This is a genomic window from Achromobacter pulmonis (assembly GCF_902859765.1).
GTDB classification, from domain to species: domain Bacteria; phylum Pseudomonadota; class Gammaproteobacteria; order Burkholderiales; family Burkholderiaceae_B; genus Achromobacter; species Achromobacter pulmonis.
Window position 1 is genome coordinate 106322 of the sequence record NZ_CADIJV010000002.1, and the last position, 21677, is coordinate 127998.

Annotated in this window: 17 protein-coding genes; 7 read left to right on the forward strand and 10 right to left on the reverse strand. The window is 67.9% G+C overall.

Annotated elements, in window-relative coordinates; translation table 11 throughout:
• Positions 1-4 precede the first annotated feature (4 nt).
• Positions 5-760 carry a SapC family protein gene (locus HV701_RS02100; protein ID WP_175131480.1) on the forward strand — a complete coding sequence of 252 codons (756 nt, stop codon included), beginning with the start codon at positions 5-7 and terminating at the stop codon, positions 758-760.
• Between the two features lie 72 nt (positions 761-832).
• Here HV701_RS02100 and HV701_RS02105 read toward each other — a convergent pair whose 3' ends face one another.
• From HV701_RS02105 to HV701_RS02115, 3 genes are all read right to left on the reverse strand, one after another.
• Positions 833-2131: an alpha/beta fold hydrolase gene (locus HV701_RS02105; protein ID WP_175131481.1), complete on the reverse strand. Its 1299-nt coding sequence runs from the start codon at positions 2129-2131 to the stop codon at positions 833-835.
• Between the two features lie 9 nt (positions 2132-2140).
• Positions 2141-3127, reverse strand: coding sequence for a Bug family tripartite tricarboxylate transporter substrate binding protein (locus HV701_RS02110; RefSeq protein WP_175131482.1), 987 nt, complete (start codon positions 3125-3127; stop codon positions 2141-2143).
• A 202-nt stretch (positions 3128-3329) separates the two neighbouring features.
• Positions 3330-3887, reverse strand: coding sequence for a DUF1415 domain-containing protein (locus tag HV701_RS02115; protein ID WP_175131483.1), 558 nt, complete (start codon positions 3885-3887; stop codon positions 3330-3332).
• A 181-nt stretch (positions 3888-4068) separates the two neighbouring features.
• Here HV701_RS02115 and HV701_RS02120 point away from each other — a divergent pair, with 181 nt between their 5' ends.
• Positions 4069-4455 (forward strand): hypothetical protein, encoded by a 387-nt coding sequence (locus HV701_RS02120; RefSeq protein ID WP_175131484.1) that lies wholly within the window; start codon positions 4069-4071, stop codon positions 4453-4455.
• Positions 4456-4561: 106 nt separating this feature from the next.
• On the opposite strand, the gene HV701_RS02125 is transcribed toward HV701_RS02120, so the two are convergent.
• Both HV701_RS02125 and HV701_RS02130 read right to left on the reverse strand, forming a co-directional pair.
• Complete coding sequence (locus tag HV701_RS02125) at positions 4562-6034, reverse strand: M20 family metallopeptidase (RefSeq protein ID WP_175131485.1); 1473 nt, start codon at positions 6032-6034, stop codon at positions 4562-4564.
• Between the two features lie 144 nt (positions 6035-6178).
• Entirely contained in the window at positions 6179-7096 is a 918-nt protein-coding gene (locus tag HV701_RS02130; RefSeq protein WP_175131486.1) for a LysR family transcriptional regulator, read from the reverse strand.
• Between the two features lie 111 nt (positions 7097-7207).
• Here HV701_RS02130 and HV701_RS02135 point away from each other — a divergent pair, with 111 nt between their 5' ends.
• Together HV701_RS02135 and HV701_RS02140 are read left to right on the forward strand one after the other, a co-directional pair.
• Complete coding sequence (locus tag HV701_RS02135; protein WP_175131487.1) at positions 7208-8149, forward strand: alpha/beta hydrolase; 942 nt, start codon at positions 7208-7210, stop codon at positions 8147-8149.
• A gap of 18 nt (positions 8150-8167) precedes the next feature.
• Positions 8168-9154: a Bug family tripartite tricarboxylate transporter substrate binding protein gene (locus HV701_RS02140; RefSeq protein ID WP_175131488.1), complete on the forward strand. Its 987-nt coding sequence runs from the start codon at positions 8168-8170 to the stop codon at positions 9152-9154.
• A 73-nt stretch (positions 9155-9227) separates the two neighbouring features.
• Here HV701_RS02140 and HV701_RS02145 read toward each other — a convergent pair whose 3' ends face one another.
• From HV701_RS02145 to purL, 3 genes are all read right to left on the reverse strand, one after another.
• Positions 9228-10487 carry a hypothetical protein gene (locus HV701_RS02145; RefSeq protein WP_175131489.1) on the reverse strand — a complete coding sequence of 420 codons (1260 nt, stop codon included), beginning with the start codon at positions 10485-10487 and terminating at the stop codon, positions 9228-9230.
• A gap of 157 nt (positions 10488-10644) precedes the next feature.
• On the reverse strand, positions 10645-12270 hold the full coding sequence (locus tag HV701_RS02150) for a methyl-accepting chemotaxis protein (RefSeq protein ID WP_175131490.1): 1626 nt from the start codon (positions 12268-12270) through the stop codon (positions 10645-10647).
• Between the two features lie 237 nt (positions 12271-12507).
• Entirely contained in the window at positions 12508-16557 is a 4050-nt protein-coding gene (gene purL / locus HV701_RS02155; RefSeq protein WP_175131491.1) for a phosphoribosylformylglycinamidine synthase, read from the reverse strand.
• Positions 16558-16921: 364 nt separating this feature from the next.
• Between purL and HV701_RS02160 the strand changes: the two genes are divergently transcribed.
• The 3 genes from HV701_RS02160 to HV701_RS02170 all read left to right on the forward strand — a co-directional run bounded on the left by HV701_RS02160 (position 16922) and on the right by HV701_RS02170 (position 19874).
• A complete protein-coding gene (locus HV701_RS02160) occupies positions 16922-17473 on the forward strand; it encodes a TRAP transporter small permease (protein WP_175131492.1) in 552 nt (183 codons plus the stop codon).
• Entirely contained in the window at positions 17470-18768 is a 1299-nt protein-coding gene (locus HV701_RS02165; protein ID WP_175131493.1) for a TRAP transporter large permease, read from the forward strand. The genes HV701_RS02160 and HV701_RS02165 overlap by 4 nt, the downstream gene beginning before the upstream one ends.
• Positions 18769-18842: 74 nt before the next feature.
• Positions 18843-19874 (forward strand): DctP family TRAP transporter solute-binding subunit, encoded by a 1032-nt coding sequence (locus HV701_RS02170; RefSeq protein ID WP_175131494.1) that lies wholly within the window; start codon positions 18843-18845, stop codon positions 19872-19874.
• Between the two features lie 227 nt (positions 19875-20101).
• Here the strand turns inward: HV701_RS02170 and greB are convergent, their stop codons facing one another.
• Complete coding sequence (gene greB, locus HV701_RS02175) at positions 20102-20653, reverse strand: transcription elongation factor GreB (RefSeq protein WP_175131495.1); 552 nt, start codon at positions 20651-20653, stop codon at positions 20102-20104.
• An 89-nt stretch (positions 20654-20742) separates the two neighbouring features.
• Positions 20743-21588, reverse strand: coding sequence for a 3',5'-nucleoside bisphosphate phosphatase (locus HV701_RS02180; RefSeq protein ID WP_175131496.1), 846 nt, complete (start codon positions 21586-21588; stop codon positions 20743-20745).
• Between the last annotated feature and the right edge of the window lie 89 nt (positions 21589-21677).

A 21677-nucleotide genomic window follows, 5' to 3' on the forward strand; every position in this document is an offset into this window, starting at 1 on the left:
CACCATGACGACGCAGACCTCGCTTCCCCTGTTCTACGAACAACCCCGTCCGCTCGCCGCCGGCGTACACGCCAACCTGTCGCTGGCCGGCAATACCGGCTTCGGCTACGCGGCCAAGACCAACGCGGTGCCGCTGGTGGCCACCGAACTGCCGACCGCGTGCCGGCACTTCCCCATCGTGTTCACCGATGGCGAGCAGCCCACGCCGGTCGCGGTGCTGGGCGTGCGCGGCCAGGAGAACCTGTTCGTCAACGCGCAGGGCCAATGGCGTGCCGGCACCTACATCCCGGCCTACGTGCGCCGCTATCCCTTCATCTTCATGGAGAACGAAGACCGCAGCCAGTTCACGCTGTGCGTCGACGAGAAGGCCGCCGCGGTGGTCGAGGGCCGCGACAATCCGTTCTTCGATGAGGCCGGCGAACCGACCGCGCTGGCGCGCAGCGCGCTGGAATTCTGCCGCGACTACCAAAACCAGCACGCCTACACGCTGGAGTTCGCCCGCGCCCTGGCCGAGGCCGACCTGCTGATCGAGAACCGCGCCGACATCACCCTGGCCGACGGCCAGCGCCTGGCCATGTCCGGCTTCAAGGTGATCGACGAAGCCAAGTTCAACAAGCTGCCGGAAGCGGAATTCCTGCGCTGGCGTGCCAACGGCTGGCTGCCGCTGGTCTATTGCCACCTGCTGTCGATCAACACCTGGCCCGCCCTGATCGATCACGTGCAACCGGCGATTGCAGCCGAGGAAACCGCCGAGGCTTGATTTGCCGGCTGGCCCGCCGGCCTGCCGGCGCCATCACGGCCCCGCCGGCCTCGCCGGTCGGGGCCGTGTGCCTTATTGCCCAGGCCCGGCCGCGCGCGCCAGGAATTCCAGCACCGCGCGATAGGCGCCCTCGTTGCCGGCGGCGTTGGCCGACGGCGTGCCGCCCGCGTCCAGCAACAGGCCGGACATGGGATGCGGTTTGCTGATCAGCGTGGCTGGCAGGCAGGGATATTGCACGTGGTGGCCGGCGCCCGAGCACACGTAGTGCGAGGTTGGCAGGCCATGCGCCTGGCGCTGGCGCATGACGATCTCGCAATACGCGGTGCTGGGCCAGAAGCCATCGTCCGACGCGCTCACCAGCAGGACCGGCCCGCGATAGCGTTCCACCGGAATGCGCGCGCGCTCGAAAGCGGCGGCGTCGCGGCTGGCGCTGAGAAAGGCATGGGTCTGCCGGTACGGCGGGTCCGAGGCATAGGCCGCCTCCCAATCGGCGCTGGCGTTGTCCTGCCACAGGTGCGACAAGGGCTCGCCAGCCTTGCGCCAGACCTGGGCGTTGCGCCCGGTGCCTGGCTCGCCCGCGCTGACCACCCCATGCATCACCGGCGACGGCACATAGGCCACCACCGCGCTGACCAGATCCGGATAGTGCGACGCCACCAGCAACGACGTCTCGCCGCCCCGGCTGATGCCGGACAGCGCCACGAAGCCGTCGCGCGGCTTCAGTTCGGCGCGGGCCCAGCGCAGCGCCTGCTCGAAATACTCCAGCGGCATGTCATTCAGGTACTTGGGGCGGCCGTCGTAGTTGAAGATGGCCAGCGCCAGGCACTGGTAGCCGTGGGCCGCGAACAGGGCGGCGCGCGGCGCATTGACGCCGCCGGACGAGCCGTTCATGTAGATCACCAGCGGATGCGGGCCGGGCCCGGCGGGCGTATAGCATTCGCCCGACAGCGTCATGCCGCCGACCTGCTCGCGCACGGCGCGGTGCGTGACGCCCTCGGCCACGAAGGTCTGCACCAGCCGCGCCGTCGCCTCGTGGCGGCCGTCGCTGGCGTGCAGTTCGATCGCCAGCGGCTCGACGCGATCGGGCGGAAACACCACGCGGTCCATCTCTTCGCATGTCATCGACCACACCAGCCCCATGGCGGACGGCTCGGCATAGCTGCCGGACACGGGGCAATCGCGCGCCAGATCCAGGCTGCCGTCGTGGCCGGCCAGGAACACCGCCTGCGAACGCCACGGCACGCCGCACATGCGCATGCGCGCCGTGACGGTGACGAAGGCATAGGCGGGAAAACCGTCGATGCGGATCGCGCGCGGCACGTCGATCAGCGCCGTTTCGGGATGAACGGTGATGCGGGCTTGCTCGGTCATGGCGCGTCCTCAGCCTTTCAGGTCGGTCTTGGGCACGTTGTTGGCACGGATCACCCCGGCCCACAGTGCCGATTCCTCGGCGATGACGCGCTCCAGATCCGTCGACGAGGTGAACGCCACGGTCACGCCCTGCTCGGCGAACTGGCGCACCAGGGCAGGATCGCGGGCGCCTTCGCGCACCGCGTTCTCCAGCGTGGCGGCCACCGCCGCCGGCATCGCCGCCGGGCCCGAGATCATCATGCGGGTGTACAGCTCGAAACCCTCGACGCCGGCCTCCTTCATGGTCGGCACGTCGGGCAGACTGGACAGGCGCTGGTCCGCCGTCACCGCCAGCACCTGCAACTTGCCCGAATGGATGTTGGGCAAGGCCGAAGTCGGGAAATCGAAGGTGCTCTGCACCGTGCCGGCCATCAGGTCCAGCAGCGCCGGGCCGCTGCCCTTGTACGGCACATCCTGGAACTGCGTGCCGGTCTTGGACTGGAAGTGCAGCAAGGCCAGATGGTTGATGACGCCGCGCCCGGCATGCGCGCAGGTGATGTCACCGGGCTTCTTCTTGGCCAAGGCGATGAATTCCTGCACGTTCTTCACCCCCAGCGCGGGATGCACGATCAGCAGCATCGGCGACTTGCCCATCGAGCCCAACTGCTTGAAGTCGGACCGCCGGTACGGCAGGTCGTTGTACAGCAGGGGATTGAGGATCATGCCGTTGGTGCCGACGAAAGCCAGCACGTAGCCGTCGGGCTCGGCCCGCGCCACCGCCGCGGTGGCGATGATGGTCTGGCCGCCCGGCCGGTTCTCGACCACCACGCTGCCCTTGAGGATCTTGCCCATGCGCTCGGCCAGTGCGCGCGCGGCGATGTCGGTCAGGCCACCGGGCGCGAAGCCGACCAGCAGGCGCACCGGACGGGTCGGAAAATCGGCCTGCGCCCGTACAAGACGGGGCATCAGCGGCAACGCGGCAAGCGTGCCCAGGGCGTGGCGGCGGGTGAACGGCATAAGGCTCTCTCCAGACAGGCGCGCGGCATCCGCATGGCTGAGAGCCACGCGGGCCATGCAATGGATGATGGGGAAGCAGGCACAGGCCGCCCGCCCGACGGCGGGGGTCTCATTGACAGTATTCTGTATTCAATATGCGATGCGGGCTATCTAGGGATATCCCGCGCCCGCGGCCACGCGATGCCGGCCAGGCCCCTGCCGCTCAGGGCTGGGTCATCAACCGCCGCCAGCCTGCCAGGCCCAGCCGCTGCATCGTCCCGATATTCTTCTCGTAGATCTCGGCGGCGTCCGGAAACGACTCGACCGCGCGGTCGATGCTGGCCTCGCGCAGCAGGTGCAGGATGGGGTACGGCGACCGGTTGGTGTAGTTCTCGATGTCGTCCGGCTGGGTATCGGCGAACTGGAACTGCGGATGGAACGTGGCCACCTGCAGTTCGCCCACCAGGCGCATGCGCTTGAGCAAGCGGTCCGACAGGTCCTCGAAGTCGTTGAACTCCAGGAAGTCGTCGAGCGCGTCGGGAACGATCAGCAAGGTGGTGTCGATCTTGTCCGGATCGGCCTCGGCCAGCAACGCCAGCTCGTCCTGCAGGTCGGTCAACACGCCTTCGGCGTCGGTCGCATCGCTGACGGCAAAGCGGATCTGGTCCTTGACCTGGACCGCTTTGGCGAACGGACAGAGGTTCAGGCCGATCACGGCCCGATCGAGCCAGTGGCGGGTTTCGGCAACCACGTTGGCATAGGCATCGGAAGTGGAAATCATGGTGGGGCAATCCTGGAAAAAAGCGAGTATAGGCGACCGTTTCGCGCGCCCTGCCGGCGCCGGGTGGCGCGGCAGCCGCCGCCGCCTCGATAACATCGGATCATTCCGAATTCACCGCCGCCCCCGCGGCATGCCCGCGGGCCACGGTAGAGTGGCATCGCGACTGCCACGGGAGGAACGGATGGACATCGCGCTCACCTACTTCTTGAACCGTCTGTCCGACGACGACCTGGCGGCCCTGCTGCGCCGGCGCAAGGATTTCTACCTGGAGAACATTACCGCCATGGACGTCCTCACGACCCGCCTGCAGGCCCTGCTGGCGGCGGACGGCTTGAGCAGCGTGGTGCAGGAACCGCCGCGGGGAGGCACTCTCGGCGATGACCTGCTTCCCAACGTGACCACGGGCATCATCGCCCTGCTCCACCTGCTGTGGATGCTGCTGCGCCTGCTTGCCCGGCGCCCCGCCCGCCGCCGCCGCGACGTGATCCTGCGCATCACGTCGGATGCGGCAATGCACGTCATATTCCGCCCCCAAGCCCCCGAACACCGAGGCATGAAGGCATCATGATCGGCGCGGCGAAAGCCGAACGCCCTCCCGGTTCGCCAGGAGGGCGTTGCAACATGCAATCGTCCGGTCATGCGCCCGAAGGCGCATCAATCGGGGAGTTCGCCGATCAGGCCGCCGGCATCGCCGCCATGGTCTGCGCCACCGCGGCCGTCAGCTTCTTGCCGTAAGGCACGTGCAGGAATTCGTTGGGGCCGTGGGCGTTGGACTTGGGACCCAACACGCCGCAGACCATGAACTGCGCCTGGGGGAAGCCCTTCTGCAGGATGCTCATCAGCGGAATGGTGCCGCCCTGGCCAATGTAGCCGCAGGGCGCGCCATAGTATTGCTGCGAGGCGGCATCCAGCGCCTGGGTCAGCCACGGCACGGAGGCCGGCGCGTTCCAGCCGGTGGCGGCGCCTTCATTGGCCTTGAAGATGACCTTGGCGTTGTAGGGCGCGTCGGCTTCCAGCAGGGCCTTGATTTCCTCGGAGGCGGCAACGGCGTCCACCAGCGGCGGCAGGCGCAGCGACAGCTTGAACGCCGTGCGCGGCCGCAGCACGTTGCCGGCGCTGGACAGCGGCGGCAGGCCTTCGGCGCCGGTCACCGACAGGGTCGGGCGCCAGGTGCGGTTCAGCAGGGCCTGTTCCGGCTCGGTGGTCATGGGCAGCACGAAGCCGCCCTCGGCGCCGCAGCTCCAGGGGAACCGGCGCCAGACTTCGTCGCCCAGGATGCGGGCGGTGGCGTGCACCTGTTCGATGCGGTCGGCAGGGATTTCGCAGTGCAGGCTCTGCGGCAGCAGGCGGCCGGTGGCGCTGTCTTCCAGGCGGTCCAGCAGGTGGCGCAGGATGCGGAACGACGACGGCACCACGCCGCTGGAGTCGCCCGAGTGCACGCCTTCGTCCAGCACCTGCACTTCCAGCGTGCCCGAGACCATGCCGCGCAACGAGGTGGTCATCCACAGTTGGTCGTAGTTGCCGGCGCCCGAATCCAGGCACACCACCAGGGCCACGTTGCCGAGGCGGTCGCGCAGCGCGTCGACATAGGGCAGCAGGTCGTAGCTGCCGGACTCTTCACAGGTCTCGACGATGCCGACGCAGCGCGGGCGCGGCACACCCTGCTTGTCCAGCGCCATGATGGCTGTGAGCGAGGCGTACACGGCGTAGCCATCGTCGGCGCCGCCACGGCCGTAGAGTTTGCCGTCTTCATACTTGGGGGTCCAGGGGCCCAGGCCGGCGCGCCAGCCCGAGAATTCCGGCTGCTTGTCCAGGTGGCCGTACAGCAGCACGGTGTCGCCGTTGTCGCTGCGGGTGGCGGGCGCGTCGAAGAAGATCACCGGGGTGCGGCCCGGCAGGCGCACCACTTCCAGCTTCAGGCCCGAGACCTTCTGCGCTTCGACCCACTGCGCCGCGTCACGCACCACGCGCTCGATGAACGCGTTCTTTTCCCAGTCGGCGTCGAACGCCGGGCTCTTGGCCGGGATGGCGATGTAATCGGTCAGCGCGGGGATGATCTCGTTGTCCCACTTGTCGTCCACAAAAGCCTGCAGGGCCTTCGGATCGAGGGTGGGAGGAAGGGCGTCGTCGGGGATGCGTGCGTTCATGGCGCGGGATCCTGTGGTCGGGAAGCGAAATAATCCACCATTCTATGCCTGCCGGACGCGCTCGGCATCTTTCGTCCCTGTTTGTCCGGCGGCCGCGGGAAAACGGTGCCGGCAGGTGGCTCCCGCTGCCCGCGCCGCCCCGCCCTAACGCGCCGCGTAGGCCTCGATCCGGCTCCAGACCTGGCGCGCCAGCGGCTTGGCGTGGTCCACCGACTGGTACAGCCGGATCTCCATGTGGATGTCATTGCGCGCGCTGTCGGCCCGTACCAGGGTACCGGCGCGCAAGTCCGACTCGACCAGGGTATGCGGCAACCAGGCCAGCCCGAACCCCTGGCGGGCCATGGCGTGCAGGGCGTCGGCCAGATCCGATTCGTACAGGGTCTGCAACTGCGCCGTCACGCACAGGCCGCGCAGCCGGTCGCGCAGGATGCGGCCCAGCGACATGCTGTCGGCGTACGCCAGGAACGGCACGGCCGGGTCCGAGGCCAGTTTCGGCACCGCATGGCGAGGATGCCGGCCGCCCGGCGCGAGCGGCGCGCTGACCGCCACCAGCTTGTCGGCGCCGACCCGGCGGCAGCGGTAATTGGGATTGTCGATCTGCGCGTACAGCGGCTCGTGCGCGTGGCACAGCAGGAAATCGACCTCGCCGTCGGCCAGCATGTCGATGCCGTAATTGAGCGTAGTGGTGATGACCTTCAGTTGGAACGGCGGCACGCCCCGCTGCACGCTGGCAATCAGCTCCGGCAGCATCGAATGCGCCAGCGTCTTGCCCGACGCGATGACGATGCGGCGGCTGCGTTCGAGTTCCGGCTTCTGCAAGCCCTGGCGCGTCTCGCGCAGAATGTCGAGCACATCGATGGCCGCGGCCAGCATGCTGCGCCCGGCCGCATTCAGGCTGGTCACCTGATGACCGCGCTCGACCAGCGGCACACCGGCCCAGTCCTCCAGCGCCTTGATGCGGCGTCCGAAAGCCGGATGCGTGACATTGCGCGCCTCGGCCGCCTGGAACAGATTGCGCACCTTCGACAACGCGACGAAGTCCTCCAGCCATTTGATGTCCATCCCGTCCGCCCCTTCCGGTCTTGCTGTGCCGTATCGGCACAGCCTCTGCACATTTTGCACAAACTAAACGATTGTTACAACTAGTATGGCGATGTTCCCCTGGAGATGCCGATGCCCGAGTCCCCGATCCTGTTGAAGTCCCTGCGCAGCCACTTTCTGGGCGGACACGAGGTCGCCGCCAACGGCTTGCCGGTGCTGCGCAAACAGGTCGTGGGCAACGGCGCGGCGCGCGCCATCGACATGAACGGCAGCTACTGCGCCGGCCAACTCTATGTGCAGGAGTACCGGCTGGCCGAGCCGCGCCATCCGCATCCGGTGCTGCTTTGGCATGGCGGCGGCATGACCGGCGCGCAATGGGAAAGCACGCCCGACGGCCGCCAGGGCTGGCTGTGGCGGCTGCTGCAATCCGGTTATGACGTGTTCGTGGCCGACGCGCCCGAGCGCGGCCGCGCCTCCTGGGCGATGTACCCGCAGGTCTACGATTCGGCGCCGATCTTCCGCTCCAAGGAAGAGGCCTGGCACCTGTTCCGCATCGGCCCCGCGGACGGCTATGCCGCGCGCCGCACCCACCCGGCGCAGCAATTCCCGGCCGAAGCCTTCGATACCTTCGCCAAGCAGTTCGTGCCGCGCTGGCTGGCGCATGAGGCCATGGCGCTGGCCGCCTACCGCGCGCTGCTCGACCTGGCCGGTCCCTGCATCGTCATCGGCCACAGCCAGGGCGGCGGCTACGCCACCCAACTGGCGCGCGAGTGCCCCGGCCCGATCCGCGCGCTGGTGGCGGTCGAGCCCACCGGCACGCCCGGGCGCGTCGACGGCCCCCTGCCGCCGCAATTGCTCGTGTGGGGCGACCACGTCGACCAGCACGACACCTGGCGGCGCTATCGCGCCCAGACCGATGCGTACTGGCAGGCGCTGCAACGGGCCGGCCGGCGCGCCGACGTGCTGGACCTGCCCGCCACCGGCATCGCCGGCAATTCCCATTTCTGCATGCTGGATCGCAACAGCGACCGCATCGCCGAACTGATCGTCGACTGGCTCAACAGCCTCGACTAACCTTCGCCTGGAGACATCATGAAACTGACCAAAACCGCAATTGCCGTGGCGTTGCTGAGCGGCGCCTCGCTGATCGCGGGCGCCGCCTCGGCGCAGCAGGCCGACTACCCCAACAAGCCCGTGCGCCTGATCGTGCCGTTCGCGCCCGGCGGCACCGCCGACATCATCGGCCGCGTGTTCGCCGCGCAGCTGGGCACCGAACTGGGCGCCACCGTGGTGGTCGAGAACAAGGCCGGCGCGGGCGGCTCGATCGGCACGCGCTTCGTGGCCGATTCGGCGCCGGACGGCTACGTGCTGCTGCTGGCCTCGTCCAGCACCCACGGCACCAACCCGGCGGTCTACAAGACCCTGACCTACGACGCGGTGCGCGACTTCACCGCCATCACGCAGTTGGTGACGGTGCCGGGCGTGCTCAGCGTCACCAAGGACTTCCCCGCCACCGATCTGAACGGCCTGATCGCCGCCGCCAAGGCCGATCCGGACAAATACACCTACGCCTCGTCGGGCGCGGGCGGCCTGGGCAACCTGGCAATGGAACTGATGAAGTCGATGACCGGCGCCAAACTCATGCACATCGCCTATCGCGGCGCGGGGCCGGCCTTCACCGACGTCATCAGCGGCCAGGTGTCGATGATCTGGGAACCGGTGCCGGCCTCGCTGCCGTATATCAAAAGCGGCCAGATCCGCCCCCTCGCCATTGCCGCCGACAGCCGTTCACCGGAACTGCCGGACACGCCGACCTTCAAGGAAGCCGGCCTGCCGCGCTACGAAGCCAACGCCTGGAACGGCCTGTTGGCGCCCAAGGGCCTGCCGGCCGACGTCACGCAGAAGCTGCATGATGCCTCGGTCAAGGCGCTCAACAACCCCGAGGTCAAGGCCAAGCTTGCCAGCCTCGGCGGCACGGTGGTGGCGGGCACCTCGGAGGCGTTCCAGAACGTGATCGCCAGCGACGTCAAGAAGTGGAAGAACGTGGCGGCCGACGCCAAGATCCAGCTGGACCAGTAAACGCGCTGTCCGTCCTTTGGCTCGCGCCCTCCCCGCCGCATCACGCGCGGCCGGAAGGGCGTGGTCCCTGCGCTTAATTGAACCGTGTCAGGTGAATCAGCATCGTGCGATCCGGATTGGCGCGCAGCAAGTCGGTCAGGCCCTGGCCATAGTCAGGCATGATCAGGTTCTGGAATACCGTCCTGCCGCCGCCGACGCACATTTCGAAATTGGCTGTCGTGTCGCCCACCTGCAAGGTCGGAATGCCCACATGGCCGCCCATGCGTTGCGGCACGATCGCGGCAATGATAGCGCCCTGGCCGACCGAGGCCACCGAGCATTCCGTGTTCACCGTCGGCTCGAACAGCAGACCGCCGAAGCCTTCCTGATCCTGTTGGCTGAGCTTCTTCGGATCGATGACGAGGATCGCGGTGTTGAACATGCGACCCGACAATACCTGGGCTGAGGGCGCGGTCAACTCCCCCTGCCGTTCCGCGGCGACGGAAAAACAGCCCCGGGCGGGATTGTGGGTGAGCAAGCGAACAATCCGCTCAAGGCGGACGGGATCCTCAAGATCCTGCGCCGAAACACGCACCAGGTTATTGCAGACGACGTGGCTGCTCGACTCGTCGGCACTGACGATGGCGCGCGGGCCCAACGCGCTGCCTGGCAGCAATCCCTCCGCGATGCGGCTGCTCAACGCCGATGCCGTGGGCACGGTGAACGTCGACGTCGACGCCGCCACGCCATCACTCCGGGGAACCTGGATATCCCCTTCCGCCCGCATGTTATCCAGGGCCTGCCGGGGATCCCGCACTGGCGGCGGCACGTTCGGCGCCTCGGCCTTCAACTGGCCGATCATGTCCATCAACGCGGCGTTGGCCTGGAGCACTATCTGGTGGCGGTCGGCCATGGCGGAAACGTCGTCGCTCACTTCCTGCAGATGGCTGCGCAGCCGGGTCGCATCCTCGACGGATGGCGTATGACCATGCCGGACCAGCGCCAAGGCGTCGCGCAGGCGATCGTTGACGCGATCGAGCCGTTCGCCGTGGGCTTGTTCGTCTTCGCTCAACGCGCCCACCAGGGACAGGCATTCATAGACCAAGCGCTGCTGCCGCAGGATCTCGTCGGCTCCCTTGGCGACTGCCTCGTCATTCCTGGCACCGGACTGGAACGCCGTAGGGTACTGCGCCTCCAGGTTGGTCCGGTGTGCCTGCTTGGAGGCCGCGATGCCATCCAGCAGCTGCGCCAGCCGAACGTAATTGGTGGCGGTCTTGGCATGGTCTTCCTGCAAATCAGTCACTTCGTGCTGCAAGTAATTCGCGCCTGACCGCAAGGCTGCAATGTCGTTCATGGAACCCCTCCGCGCATCGTTGACCACGGGCAGGAAGCTGCCCGCACCCCAGTAAGTAACGACGCAGCCGGCGCGGTTCCCTCGCCTGGCGCATTGCGCGCGGCGCCCGGCGCATGGACGCGGATGCCGGCGCCCACGCGTGTCAGGCGTCCCTATTTCAGCCGCCCAGCAGCGCCGGCTCGCCCGCGTGCCCCAGCGCCGGGGCTTGCGCCTCGATCACGCGGCCGCTCTGCAGCTTGAAGATCGCCACCGCTTCGCGCAGGCGCTGCGCCTGGGCTTCCAGCGAAGCCGCCGATGCCGCCGCCTGTTCGACCAGCGCGGCATTCTGCTGCGTCACGCTGTCCATCTGCGACACCGCCTGGTTGACCTGCTGGATGCCCTGCGACTGTTCTTCGGAGGCGCTGGAGATTTCGTTGATGATGTCGGTGACGCGGCGCACCGACGCCACGATTTCCTGCATGGTGGCGCCAGCCGCTTCGACCTGGTCGGAACCGATCGAAACCTTCTGCACCGAGTCGTCGATCAGGCCCTTGATCTCCTTGGCGGCCTGGCCGCTGCGCTGCGCCAGCGCGCGCACTTCGCTGGCCACCACCGCGAAGCCTTTGCCCTGCTCGCCGGCGCGGGCCGCTTCCACGGCGGCATTGAGCGCCAGGATATTGGTCTGGAAGGCAATGCCGTCGATCACGCCGACGATGTCGGCGATACGGTTGGAGCTGTCGGCGATGGCGCGCATGGTGCCGACCACATCGCCCACCGCCTGGCCGCCACGGGTGGCCACATCGGAGGCCGCCGTCGCCAATTGCGAGGCGCTGCGCGAACTGTCGGCATTGTTTTTCACGGTGGACGACAGCTCGTCCATGCTGGCGGCGGTTTCCTCCAGCGAAGCGGCCTGCTGCTCCGTGCGCGAAGACAGATCGATGTTGCCGGCCGCGATCTCGCGCGAGCCGGTGTGGATCTCTTCGACGCCCTGGCGCACGGCGGCCACGGTGCGCGCCAGGCTGTCCTGCATGCGCTTGACCGCCGCGTACAGTACGCCGATCTCATTGTTGCCGCGCTGCTCGATGCGGTTGGTCAGGTCGCCGCCGGCGATGCGGTCGAACAGGCGGCCGGCCTCGTGCAACGGCCGGAACACCGAGCGGGCAAACACCACGTACAGGCCCACCACCAGCACCGCGACCACGCCCATCAGGCCGACCAGGAAGGCAATGGCGCCGTTGATTCGGGTATTGGCGTCGTGCGCGACGCGCTGGCCGACCTGATCGGCGTAATCGACGTACTTCTGGATCGCCTGGGTGAAGGCAATCCCCAGCGGCGTGACCTTCTCCAGGTTCAGGCGGCTGGCATCCTGGGCCTTGCCGGCCCGGATCGCGGCGATCATCGGCACGATGGCATCGCGCTGGTAGACCTCATAGGCCGCCAACGCCTCATCGAACAAAGGCTTGCCGACCGCCGACTGCTCGGGATTCTGGCGCGCGGTCTGGATCAGGTCGGCGGCCTTCTTGGTGTATCCGTCCAGCCGCTGCATGCTGGCCAGGTTGGCGATGCTCTTGCCTTCCAGCAAGGTGGTCTGGGCGGCCAGCAGCACCAGACGCGCGCGCAGCAATTCGGCGCCGGCCGCGTCCACGGCGTTGGCGCGCACCAGGTTGGTGTCCAGCATCACCTCGATGGAACTGCGGTTGGAAGTCAATTGTTGGTACACGGCAATACCAGTGACCAGGAAAAGGACGAAGAAAATACAGAGCGCGGTCGTCAGGACGGCGCGGATACTCAGATTCTTGAACATGGGGAGGGGGAGCGACTCGGGGTTTGCGGAGGGCAGCCGTGGGCGACTGTCGAGGTGTTTACGGCTTCTTGCAATGAAAAGTTAAATATGTCATTGGGTTACACCCCGCTTCCCGCGCGCGATACGCACACGCTTGCGAACCCAGGAGACGAAAAAAAACCCCGTTGGTGCCCAACGGGGTTTTTCGCATCTTGCAGCAGGCGCCAGGCGCGCCGCCGCATGGCCTGCGCATCGTCTTTATTTCAGCCAGACACGCGCATTGCGGAAGATGCGCATCCACGGGCTGAACTGGCCGCCGCTGTCGGCGTTGCCCCACTTCTCGGGCGCCCACGACATCATGACGTTGCGGGTCACCCGTTCCGGGTGCGGCATCATCACGGTGAAGCGGCCGTCGGCGGTGGTGACGGAGGTCAGGCCGCCCGGGCTGCCGTTCGGGTTGAACGGATAGGCCTCGGTGGCGTTGCCACGGTTGTCGATATAGCGCGCCGCCGCCAGCACGCGGCCGGCATCGCCCTGCTGCGAGAAGTCGGCATAGCCTTCGCCGTGCGCCACCGCGACCGGAATGCGCGCGCCTTCCATGCCGGCAAAGAAGATCGACGGCGACTTGGCCAGCTCGACCATCGACAGGCGCGCCTCGTACTTCTCCGACAGGTTGCGGGTGAAGCGCGGCCAGTGCTCGGCGCCCGGGATCATCGGGGCCAGCGCGGCCATCATCTGGCAGCCGTTGCACACGCCCAGCGCGAAGGTGTCGGGACGGGCGAAGTACGCCGCGAACTGATCCGACAGCTTGCTGTTGAAGCGGATGGTGCGGGCCCAGCCCTCGCCGGCGCCCAGCACGTCGCCGTAGCTGAAGCCGCCCACGGCCACCAGGCCCTGCACCTGCGCCAGGTCCACACGGCCCGACAGCAGGTCGGTCATGTGCACGTCGACCGCGTCGAAGCCGGCGGTGTCGAAGGCCCAGCCCATTTCCACCTGGCTGTTGCAGCCCTGCTCGCGCAGGATCGCCACGCGCGGGCGCTTGCCGCTATTGATGAACGGCGCGGCCACGTCTTCCTGCGGATCGAAGGCCACGTTCGGGCTCATGCCCGGGTCCTGCGTGTCGTTCCAGACGTCCAGCTCGGCCTGGGCGCAGGCGGGGTTGTCGCGGCGCGCCATGATGCGGTAGGACACCTCGCTCCAGGCGCGGCCAAGCTCGGCGCGCGGCTGGCCCCAGACCTTCTTGCCGTCGCGGTAGAACTCGACCTCGTCGGCGCCGTTCAGGCCGCCGATGACGTGCGAGTGGGCCGACAGGCCGGCGCCGCGCAGCACCTGCATGACGGCGTCGCGCTGGGCGGCCGGCACCTGGATGACGGCGCCGGCTTCCTCGGCGAACAGCGCCTTGAGCGTCAGTTCGTCGCGCTGCACCGCCACCTGTTCGGGGCGGATCTTGTAGTCGCCCCAATCGGCCGATTGCGGGTCGAAGGTCAGCATGTCGAGGTTGACCGAAATGCCAGTGCGGCCGGCGAAGGCCATTTCGACCAGGGTGGCGAACAGGCCGCCGTCGGAGCGGTCATGGTAGGCCAGAATGGTGCCGGCCTCGGCCAGGGTGCGGATGGTGACGAAGAACGCGCGCAGCGCTTCCGGCGAATCGATGTCCGGCACGGTCTCGCCGACCTGGTTGTAGGTCTGCGCCAGGATCGAGCCGCCCATGCGGTGCAGACCACGGCCCAGGTCGATCAGGATCAGCACGCTGTCGCCGGCGTCGGTGCGCAACTGCGGCGTGAGGCTGGCGCGCACGTCGCCGACCGGCGCGAAGGCCGTGACGATCAGCGACACCGGCGCCACCACCTGGCGCTGCTCGCCGTCCTGTTCCCAGGAGGTCTTCATGGACAGCGAATCCTTGCCCACCGGGATCGACAGGCCGGCGGCCTGGCACAGCTCGCTGACGGCCGACACGGTGTCGTACAGCGCCGCGTCCTGGCCGTCCACGCCGCAGGCGGCCATCCAGTTGGCCGACAGCTTGATGTCTTCCAGGCGCGCCACGTCGGCGGCGGCCAGGTTGGTCAGGGCCTCGGCCACGGCCATGCGGCCGGAGGCCGGCGCGTTCAGCATGGCGATGGGGGTGCGCTCGCCCATGGCCATGGCTTCGCCGCGGAAGCCCTGGTAGTCGGCCAGGGTGACGGCGCAGTCGGCCACCGGCACCTGCCACGGGCCGACCATCTGGTCGCGGCTGGAGAGGCCGCCGACGGTGCGGTCGCCGATGGTGATGAGGAACGACTTGTTGGCCACGGTGGGGTGGCGCAGCACGCGGTAGGCGGCTTCCGTCAGGTCGATGCCGGCCAGGTCGAGCGGCTCGGACACGCCGGGCAGGCGGCGCACGTCGCGCGTCATGCGCGGCGGCTTGCCCAGGATGACGTCGATCGGCACGTCGACCGGACGCACTTCGGCCTCGCCTTGCGGACGGATCGTGTCCAGGCCGGGCAGCCCCTCGCCGTCGACCACGCGCAGTTGGCGTTCTTCGGTGGCCACGCCCACCACCGCGTAGGGGCAGCGTTCGCGGCGGGCGATGGCGTCGAAGCGTTCCAGGTCCTTGGGCAGGATCGACAGGACGTAACGTTCCTGCGATTCATTGCTCCAGATCTCGGCGGGCGACAGGCCGGATTCTTCCAGCGGCACGCGCTTCAGATCGAAGATAGCGCCGCGGCCGGCGTCGTTGACCAGTTCCGGGAAAGCATTGGACAGGCCGCCCGCGCCGACGTCGTGGATGGCGATGATGGGGTTGTTCTCGGCCTGCTGCCAGCAGCGATCGATCACTTCCTGGGCGCGGCGCTCCAGTTCGGGGTTGCCGCGCTGGACCGAATCGAAATCCAGTTCAGCCGAGTTGCTGCCCATGCTGATGCTGGAGGCCGCGCCGCCGCCCATGCCGATGCGGAAGCCCGGGCCGCCCAGCTGGATCAGCAGCGCGCCGGGGGGAATCACGTCCTTGTGGGTCAGGCCGGCGTCGATGCTGCCCAGGCCGCCCGCGATCATGATGGGCTTGTGGTAGCCCCAGCGCGTGCCGCCGGCGGTCTGCTCGAACGAGCGGAAATAGCCCAGCAGGTTGGGACGGCCGAATTCGTTGTTGAAGGCGGCGCCGCCGATGGGACCGTCGATCATGATGGACAGCGGCGAGGCGATGCGGTCGGGCAGGCCGTGGTGGTCGGCTTCCCAGGGCTGCGTGGCGTCGTCAAAGCGCAGGTGCGAGACGGTGAAGCCGGTCAGGCCGGCCTTGGGTTTGGAGCCGCGGCCGGTGGCGCCTTCGTCGCGGATTTCGCCGCCGGCGCCGGTCGAGGCGCCAGGGAACGGCGCGATCGCGGTCGGGTGGTTGTGCGTCTCGACCTTCATCAGAGTGTGCACGGTGGTGTCGCGGCGGATGTACTTGGCGCCCTCGACCCCTTCGCCCGTGACGCCCGGCACGCCGGCCTGGAAGCGCTGCGCCGGGCCGCCGGCCATGATGGCGGCGTTGTCCGAGTAGGCGACCACGGTGCCTTCGGGCTGGGCCTTGTGGGTGGCGCGGATCATGCCGAACAGCGTGTTGGGCTGCTCCTGGCCGTCGATCACCCACTGGGCGTTGAAGATCTTGTGGCGGCAGTGTTCGCTGTTGGCCTGCGCGAACATCATCAGTTCGACGTCGGTGGGATCGCGGCCCAGGTCGCTGAACGACTGGGCCAGGTATTCGATCTCGTCATCGGACAGGGCCAGGCCCAGGCTGGCGTTGGCCTCGACCAGCGCGGCGGCGCCGCGCGCCTGCACGTCGACGGTGCGCATCGGCTTGCCGGCCAGCGGCTGGAACAGCGCCTGGCCGTCGAAACTGGCGTCGACCACGGTTTCGGTCATGCGGTCGTGCAGGCAGTCGGCCGCGCGCGCCAGCATGTCGGCGTCGAACGACTTGGCGCCGAGCAGGCCGCGTTCGGGGGTGATGACGTAGCGCACGCCGCGTTCGATGCGGTGCACGGCCGACAGGCCACAGTTGTGGGCGATGTCGGTGGCCTTGCTGGCCCACGGCGAGATCGTGCCCAGGCGCGGGATCACCAGCAGCGCCAGGCTCTTGGCCGGCGCCTCGCCGCTGGCGGGGGTGCCGTAGTCCAGCAGTTGGCTCAGTTGCTGCTGCTGTTCGGCCGTCAGGGCGGCGTCGGTGCTGACGAAGTGCTCGTAGCGGGCGGAAATGTCGGCCACCGGCAGGCCGGCTTCCTTCAGTTGCGCCAGCAGGCGGTCACGACGAAAGGAGGACAGGACGGAGGAACCAGGCAGATGCTGAACAAGGGACACGATGCGGGCGCCGTATAAGGAGGGGAGCAAAAGCGGGATTTTACCTGTTTAAGGGGTTTTCCCGGAGCGTGGCGTGCCGTGGCCCCGCTGCGGCACGATTTCGTCCGGCTTCGGCTGTTGTTACAAAAGAATTCCGCGACGCAAGGCCCCGCCTGCTGCGAAGCAATATGACGTCCAACCCCAGCCAGCCTCTCGGTTTATCGCGCGTCGGCCGGCTGTTCGCGCACGCCCGCTATTGCGATGCACCATGTTGCGGCCATACCGCAGCGCGGGAAAACACGAACACCCCTGCCCTCGCCCCGACGGTAGGATGCAGCGACCCCATACCTGAAAAGCGCCCCCGCCGCGCTGGCCGTTGCCTCACATGTCACGCCCCGAAGCCCCCGCCGAGCCCGTCGAACCGATCATCCCCGCCGAAACAGACCCCGCCGTGAAAGTGCCGCTGGCCATCGAAGACTGGCTGGCCGTAATCCTGTTGGCGACGCTGGCCATCATCACCTTCCTGAACGTGCTGGTGCGCTACTTCACCGATCAGTCGTTCGCCTGGACCGAGGAAATTTCGGTGTTCCTGCTGATCGTGCTGACCATGGCCGGCGGCAGCGTGGCGTTTGTGCGCAACCATCACATCCGCATCGAGATCCTGGCCGACAATGGCTCGCCGCGGCGCCAGCGCATCCTGGCGCTGATCGCCAACGTCTTCGTGCTGGCGTTCTTCGTGCTGCTGACGGTGCTGTCGGTCAAGCTGGTTTCCGACGAATTCATCTACGAAGAGACCTCTCCCGCCATCGGCGTGCCGACCTGGTGGTATTCGATCTGGCTGCCGGTCATGGCCGCCGCCATCTCGCTGCGCACGCTGGGAACGCTGCGGCGCCTGTGGCGGGCGCCACAGGCCCGGACCGACCGGGGCCGGGCATGATCGCCGGTATCCTGTTCGCCGTGTTCGTCGCGCTGATGCTGATCGGCGTGCCGGTCGGCGTGGCGCTGGGCATCGGCGGCACCGTGGCCATCGTGCTGTCCAACCTGGACACGCCCTGGTATGGGCTGCTGGCCGTGCCGCAGAACTTCTACGCCGGCCTGGCCAAATACCCGCTGCTGGCGATTCCCATGTTCGTGCTGGTGGGTTCCATTTTCGACCGCTCCGGCGTGGCCAAGCGGCTGGTGGACTTCGCCATCGCCATCGTCGGCCGCGGCCCGGGCATGCTGCCGCTGGTGTCGATCGCGGTGGCCATGTTCCTGGGCGGCATCTCGGGCTCGGGACCGGCCTGCGCGGCGGCGGTCGGCGCGGTAATGATCACGGCAATGTCGCGCGCCGGCTACCCCGGCGCCTTCTCGGCCTCGGTGGTGGCCGCCGGCGCGGCCACCGACATCCTGATCCCGCCCTCGGTGGCCTTCATCATCTATTCGGTGCTGGTGCCCGAGGCCTCGGTGCCGGCCCTGTTCGCCGCCGGCATGGTGCCCGGCATCCTGGCCGGCCTGGCGCTGATCGTGCCGGCGGTGTGGCTGGCGCGCCGGCACAAGATGGGCATGCTGGAATCGCACCTGCCGCGCCCGCCCTTCTGGCAAAGCCTGCGCGAGGCCGCCTGGGGCCTGGCCGCGCCGGTGCTGATCCTGGGCGGCATGCGGCTGGGCTGGTTCACGCCCACCGAAGCGGCCGTGGTGGCCGTGTTCTACGGCCTGTTCGTGGGCATGTGCATCCACCGCACCATCAAGCTGCGCGACCTGTACGTGATCCTGCGCGAAGCCGCCGAACTGTCGGCCGTCATCATGCTGGTAGTGACGCTGGCCGGCATCTTCGCCTGGGCCTTGTCCACCCTCAGCGTGATCGACCCGATCACCCACGCCATCGTCAATTCCGGGCTGGGCGAATGGGGCGTGCTGGCGTTGCTGGTGCTGTTGCTGATGACGGTGGGCATGTTCCTGGACGGCATCTCGATCTTCCTGATCTTCGTGCCGCTGCTGACCCCCATCGCCAAAGCCTACGGCTGGGACCCGGTGTGGTTCGGCGTGATCCTGACGCTCAAGGTGGCGCTGGGCCAATTCACCCCGCCGCTGGCGGTCAACCTGATGGTGTCGTGCCGCATCGCGCGCGTGCCGATGGAGTCGACCGTGCGCTGGGTCGTGTGGCTGCTGGGCGCGATGTTCCTGGTGCTGGTGGCGGTGCTGGCGTTCCCGCAACTGGCGCTGTGGCTGCCGCACAAGCTCGGTTATTGAGGGAGCCGGACGACCCCGCCCGGCGTGACATTCACGACAACAACAGACAGACCCGCAAAGAGAGGAGACGCAACATGAATTTCCGCAAACTGATCGGCGCCACCCTGTGCGCCGCCGCCGTCGCCGCCATTCCCCTGGCCGCGCAGGCGCAGAACTACAAGTCCGAATACAAGCTCTCCATCGTCGTCGGCACCACCTTCCCATGGGGCCAGGGCGCCGAGATCTGGTCCAACCTGGTGCGCGAGCGCACCCAGGGCCGCATCAACATCAAGGTCTATCCGGGCACGTCGCTGGTGCAGGGCGACCAGACCCGCGAATTCACCGCCATCCGCCAGGGCGTGATCGACATGGCGGTGGGCTCGACCATCAACTGGTCGCCGCAGGTCAAGCAGCTCAACCTGTTCTCGCTGCCCTTCCTGATGCCCGACTACGCCGCCATCGACGCCCTGGTGCAGGGCGACGTGGGCAAGGAAATGTTCAAGCTGATCGAGAAGGCCGGCGTGGTGCCGCTGGCCTGGGGCGAGAACGGCTACCGCCAGCTCAGCAACTCCAAGCACGAGATCAAGCGGCCCGAGGACATGAAGGGCATGAAGCTGCGGGTGGTCGGCTCGCCGCTGTACATCGACACGTTCACCGCGCTGGGCGCCAACCCGACCCAGATGAGCTGGGCCGATGCCCAGCCGGCGCTGGCCAGCGGCGCGGTCGACGGCCAGGAGAACCCGCTGTCGATCTATACCGGCTCCAAGCTCTACACCGTGGGCCAGAAATACCTGACGCTGTGGAACTACGTGGCCGACCCGCTGATCTTCGTGGTCAACCGCGAGGTCTGGAATTCGTGGTCGGAAAAGGACCGCGAGATCGTGCGCCAGGCCGCGCTGGACGCCGGCAAGCAGCAGATCGTGATCGCGCGCAAGGGCGTCACGCCCGAAGACCCGTCGCTGCTCAAGGAAATCGAGGGCCATGGCGTCACCGTGACCACGCTGAGCCCGGCCGAACATGACGCCTTCGCCAAGATCACGCAGCCAGTCTACGACAAGTGGAAAAAGCAGATCGGCGTGGACCTGGTCAACCTGGCCGAGAAGTCCATCGCTGCGCGCAAGAAGTAACCCCACCGCGACCACGCACCGAACAAGCAGCAAGCCCCAGGGGAACGGCGGCGCAAGCCGCCAACCGAGGCAGGGACGTCAGATCCCGCCCACCAAAAGACGGGCGCCGGCCACAAGCCGGCGCCCGTCGCCTTTTGGTCCGCCTGTCGGGGTCCGGGAATCGCGCGCTGGCACGCAAGACAGGCCATCGCCCGGCAGCAGGCCCGCAAGCCGCCGCCTGGCGGCCCCTAGTCTGGATACCGCACTTCCAGGATGTCCAGTTCCTCGATCCCGCCCGGGGTGCGCAGCACCACCGTGTCCCCTTCCCGCGCCTTGATCAGCGCCCGCGCCACCGGCGAGATCCAGCTGATCTTGCCGGCCAGCGGCTCGGCCTCGTCGACCCCGACGATGGTGACGGTGTGCTCCTGGCCGGCCTTGTCGGAATACAGCACCGTGGCGCCGAAGAAAACCTGGTCGCGGTTGGGCTGGGCGGCGGGGTCGACCACCTCGGCGATATCCAGCCGTTTGGTCAGGAAACGCATGCGGCGATCGATCTCGCGCAGGCGCTTCTTGCCGTAGAGATAATCGCCGTTCTCGGAACGGTCGCCGTTGGACGCCGCCCACGACACCACCTGCACCACCGATGGCCGCTCCACGTTCATCAAGTGCGTCAGCTCGCCGCGCAGGCGTTCGTAGCCTTCCGGCGTCATGTAGTTCTTGGTGCCGGCCGGCAGGGCCTGGGCCAGCGGCAGATCGTCGTCGTCCTCGTTATCGGATTCTTTGACAAAGGCTTTGTTCATGGCGGCAGCGCCCTTGGCGCGCGATCAGTCAGTTCAAAGGATGGCACGGACACGCCATGCCGGGAGCCGGGCGGCCTCGCGCCGCCGCGCTAGAACCAGTCGTGCCAGACCGGCTTCAGGTCGGCCGGCAGCGGCGGCAGCCGGCCAAGGTCCATGCGGCTTTCCTTGGGGCTGTGGAAGTCGGAGCCGCGCGAGGCCAGGAAACCATAGCGGCGCGCCACTTCGGCATACTGGCGCGCCTCTTCGACGGTGTGGCTGCCCGTGGTGACCTCGATGCCCTCGCCGCCCAGTTGCAGGAATTCGTCGAACAGCGCGGCGAACTGCAGCGGCGTGTATTTGTAGCGCCCCGGATGCGCGATGACGGCGATGCCGCCGGCGCCGCGGATCCAGCCCACCGCCTCGGCCAGCGTGGCCCATTGCATGGGCACGTGGCCCGGGCGGTCGTCGCCCAGGTGCTTGGTGAAGACAGTCTGCACGTCGGGACAGTAGCCGGCCTCGACCAGATAGCGCGCGAAGTGCGTGCGGCTGATCAGCTCGGGATTGCCGGCGAACGGCAGCGCCCCTTCATAGGCGCCCGGCATGCCCATCTCGGCCAGGCGCTCGCCGATGCGGCGGGCGCGCTCGGCGCGGCCCGAGCGCGTCTTGCGCAGGCCTTCGACCAGCGCGGTGTTGGACGGATCGAACCGCAGGCCGACGATGTGCACCGTCAGGCCGGCCCAGGTCACCGAGATCTCGACACCCGTGGCAAAGCGCATGCCGAGTTCCCCCGCCATGGCCGCGGCCTCGGCCAGGCCGCTGACCTCGTCATGGTCCGTCAACGCCCAGACATCGACGCCGTTGGCGTGCGCGCGCTGCGCCACGTCGCGCGGCGCCAGGGCGCCATCGGACACGGTGGAATGGCAATGCAGATCGATATTGAGCGCGGGCGTAGTCATGCAACCTATTGTAGAGAAGCACCGCGCCCCTGGGTAGCGGCGCCGGCCGGCGGCGTCCCCAATATGGCGGAGGCGGTGGCGCGCCGGCC

Excerpts from the sequence above, each read along its gene's own strand:
- HV701_RS02135 (WP_175131487.1), top strand. The coding sequence starts at position 7,208 with ATGCCCGAGTCCCCGATCCTGTTGAAGTCCCTGCGCAGCCACTTTCTG.
- greB (WP_175131495.1), bottom strand. The coding sequence starts at position 20,653 with ATGAACAAAGCCTTTGTCAAAGAATCCGATAACGAGGACGACGACGAT.
- HV701_RS02115 (WP_175131483.1), bottom strand. The coding sequence starts at position 3,887 with ATGATTTCCACTTCCGATGCCTATGCCAACGTGGTTGCCGAAACCCGC.
- HV701_RS02100 (WP_175131480.1), top strand. The coding sequence starts at position 5 with ATGACGACGCAGACCTCGCTTCCCCTGTTCTACGAACAACCCCGTCCG.
- HV701_RS02170 (WP_175131494.1), top strand. The coding sequence starts at position 18,843 with ATGAATTTCCGCAAACTGATCGGCGCCACCCTGTGCGCCGCCGCCGTC.
- HV701_RS02145 (WP_175131489.1), bottom strand. The coding sequence starts at position 10,487 with ATGAACGACATTGCAGCCTTGCGGTCAGGCGCGAATTACTTGCAGCAC.
- HV701_RS02130 (WP_175131486.1), bottom strand. The coding sequence starts at position 7,096 with ATGGACATCAAATGGCTGGAGGACTTCGTCGCGTTGTCGAAGGTGCGC.
- HV701_RS02105 (WP_175131481.1), bottom strand. The coding sequence starts at position 2,131 with ATGACCGAGCAAGCCCGCATCACCGTTCATCCCGAAACGGCGCTGATC.
- HV701_RS02150 (WP_175131490.1), bottom strand. The coding sequence starts at position 12,270 with ATGTTCAAGAATCTGAGTATCCGCGCCGTCCTGACGACCGCGCTCTGT.
- HV701_RS02110 (WP_175131482.1), bottom strand. The coding sequence starts at position 3,127 with ATGCCGTTCACCCGCCGCCACGCCCTGGGCACGCTTGCCGCGTTGCCG.
- HV701_RS02160 (WP_175131492.1), top strand. The coding sequence starts at position 16,922 with ATGTCACGCCCCGAAGCCCCCGCCGAGCCCGTCGAACCGATCATCCCC.
- HV701_RS02180 (WP_175131496.1), bottom strand. The coding sequence starts at position 21,588 with ATGACTACGCCCGCGCTCAATATCGATCTGCATTGCCATTCCACCGTG.
- HV701_RS02125 (WP_175131485.1), bottom strand. The coding sequence starts at position 6,034 with ATGAACGCACGCATCCCCGACGACGCCCTTCCTCCCACCCTCGATCCG.
- HV701_RS02165 (WP_175131493.1), top strand. The coding sequence starts at position 17,470 with ATGATCGCCGGTATCCTGTTCGCCGTGTTCGTCGCGCTGATGCTGATC.
- HV701_RS02120 (WP_175131484.1), top strand. The coding sequence starts at position 4,069 with ATGGACATCGCGCTCACCTACTTCTTGAACCGTCTGTCCGACGACGAC.
- HV701_RS02140 (WP_175131488.1), top strand. The coding sequence starts at position 8,168 with ATGAAACTGACCAAAACCGCAATTGCCGTGGCGTTGCTGAGCGGCGCC.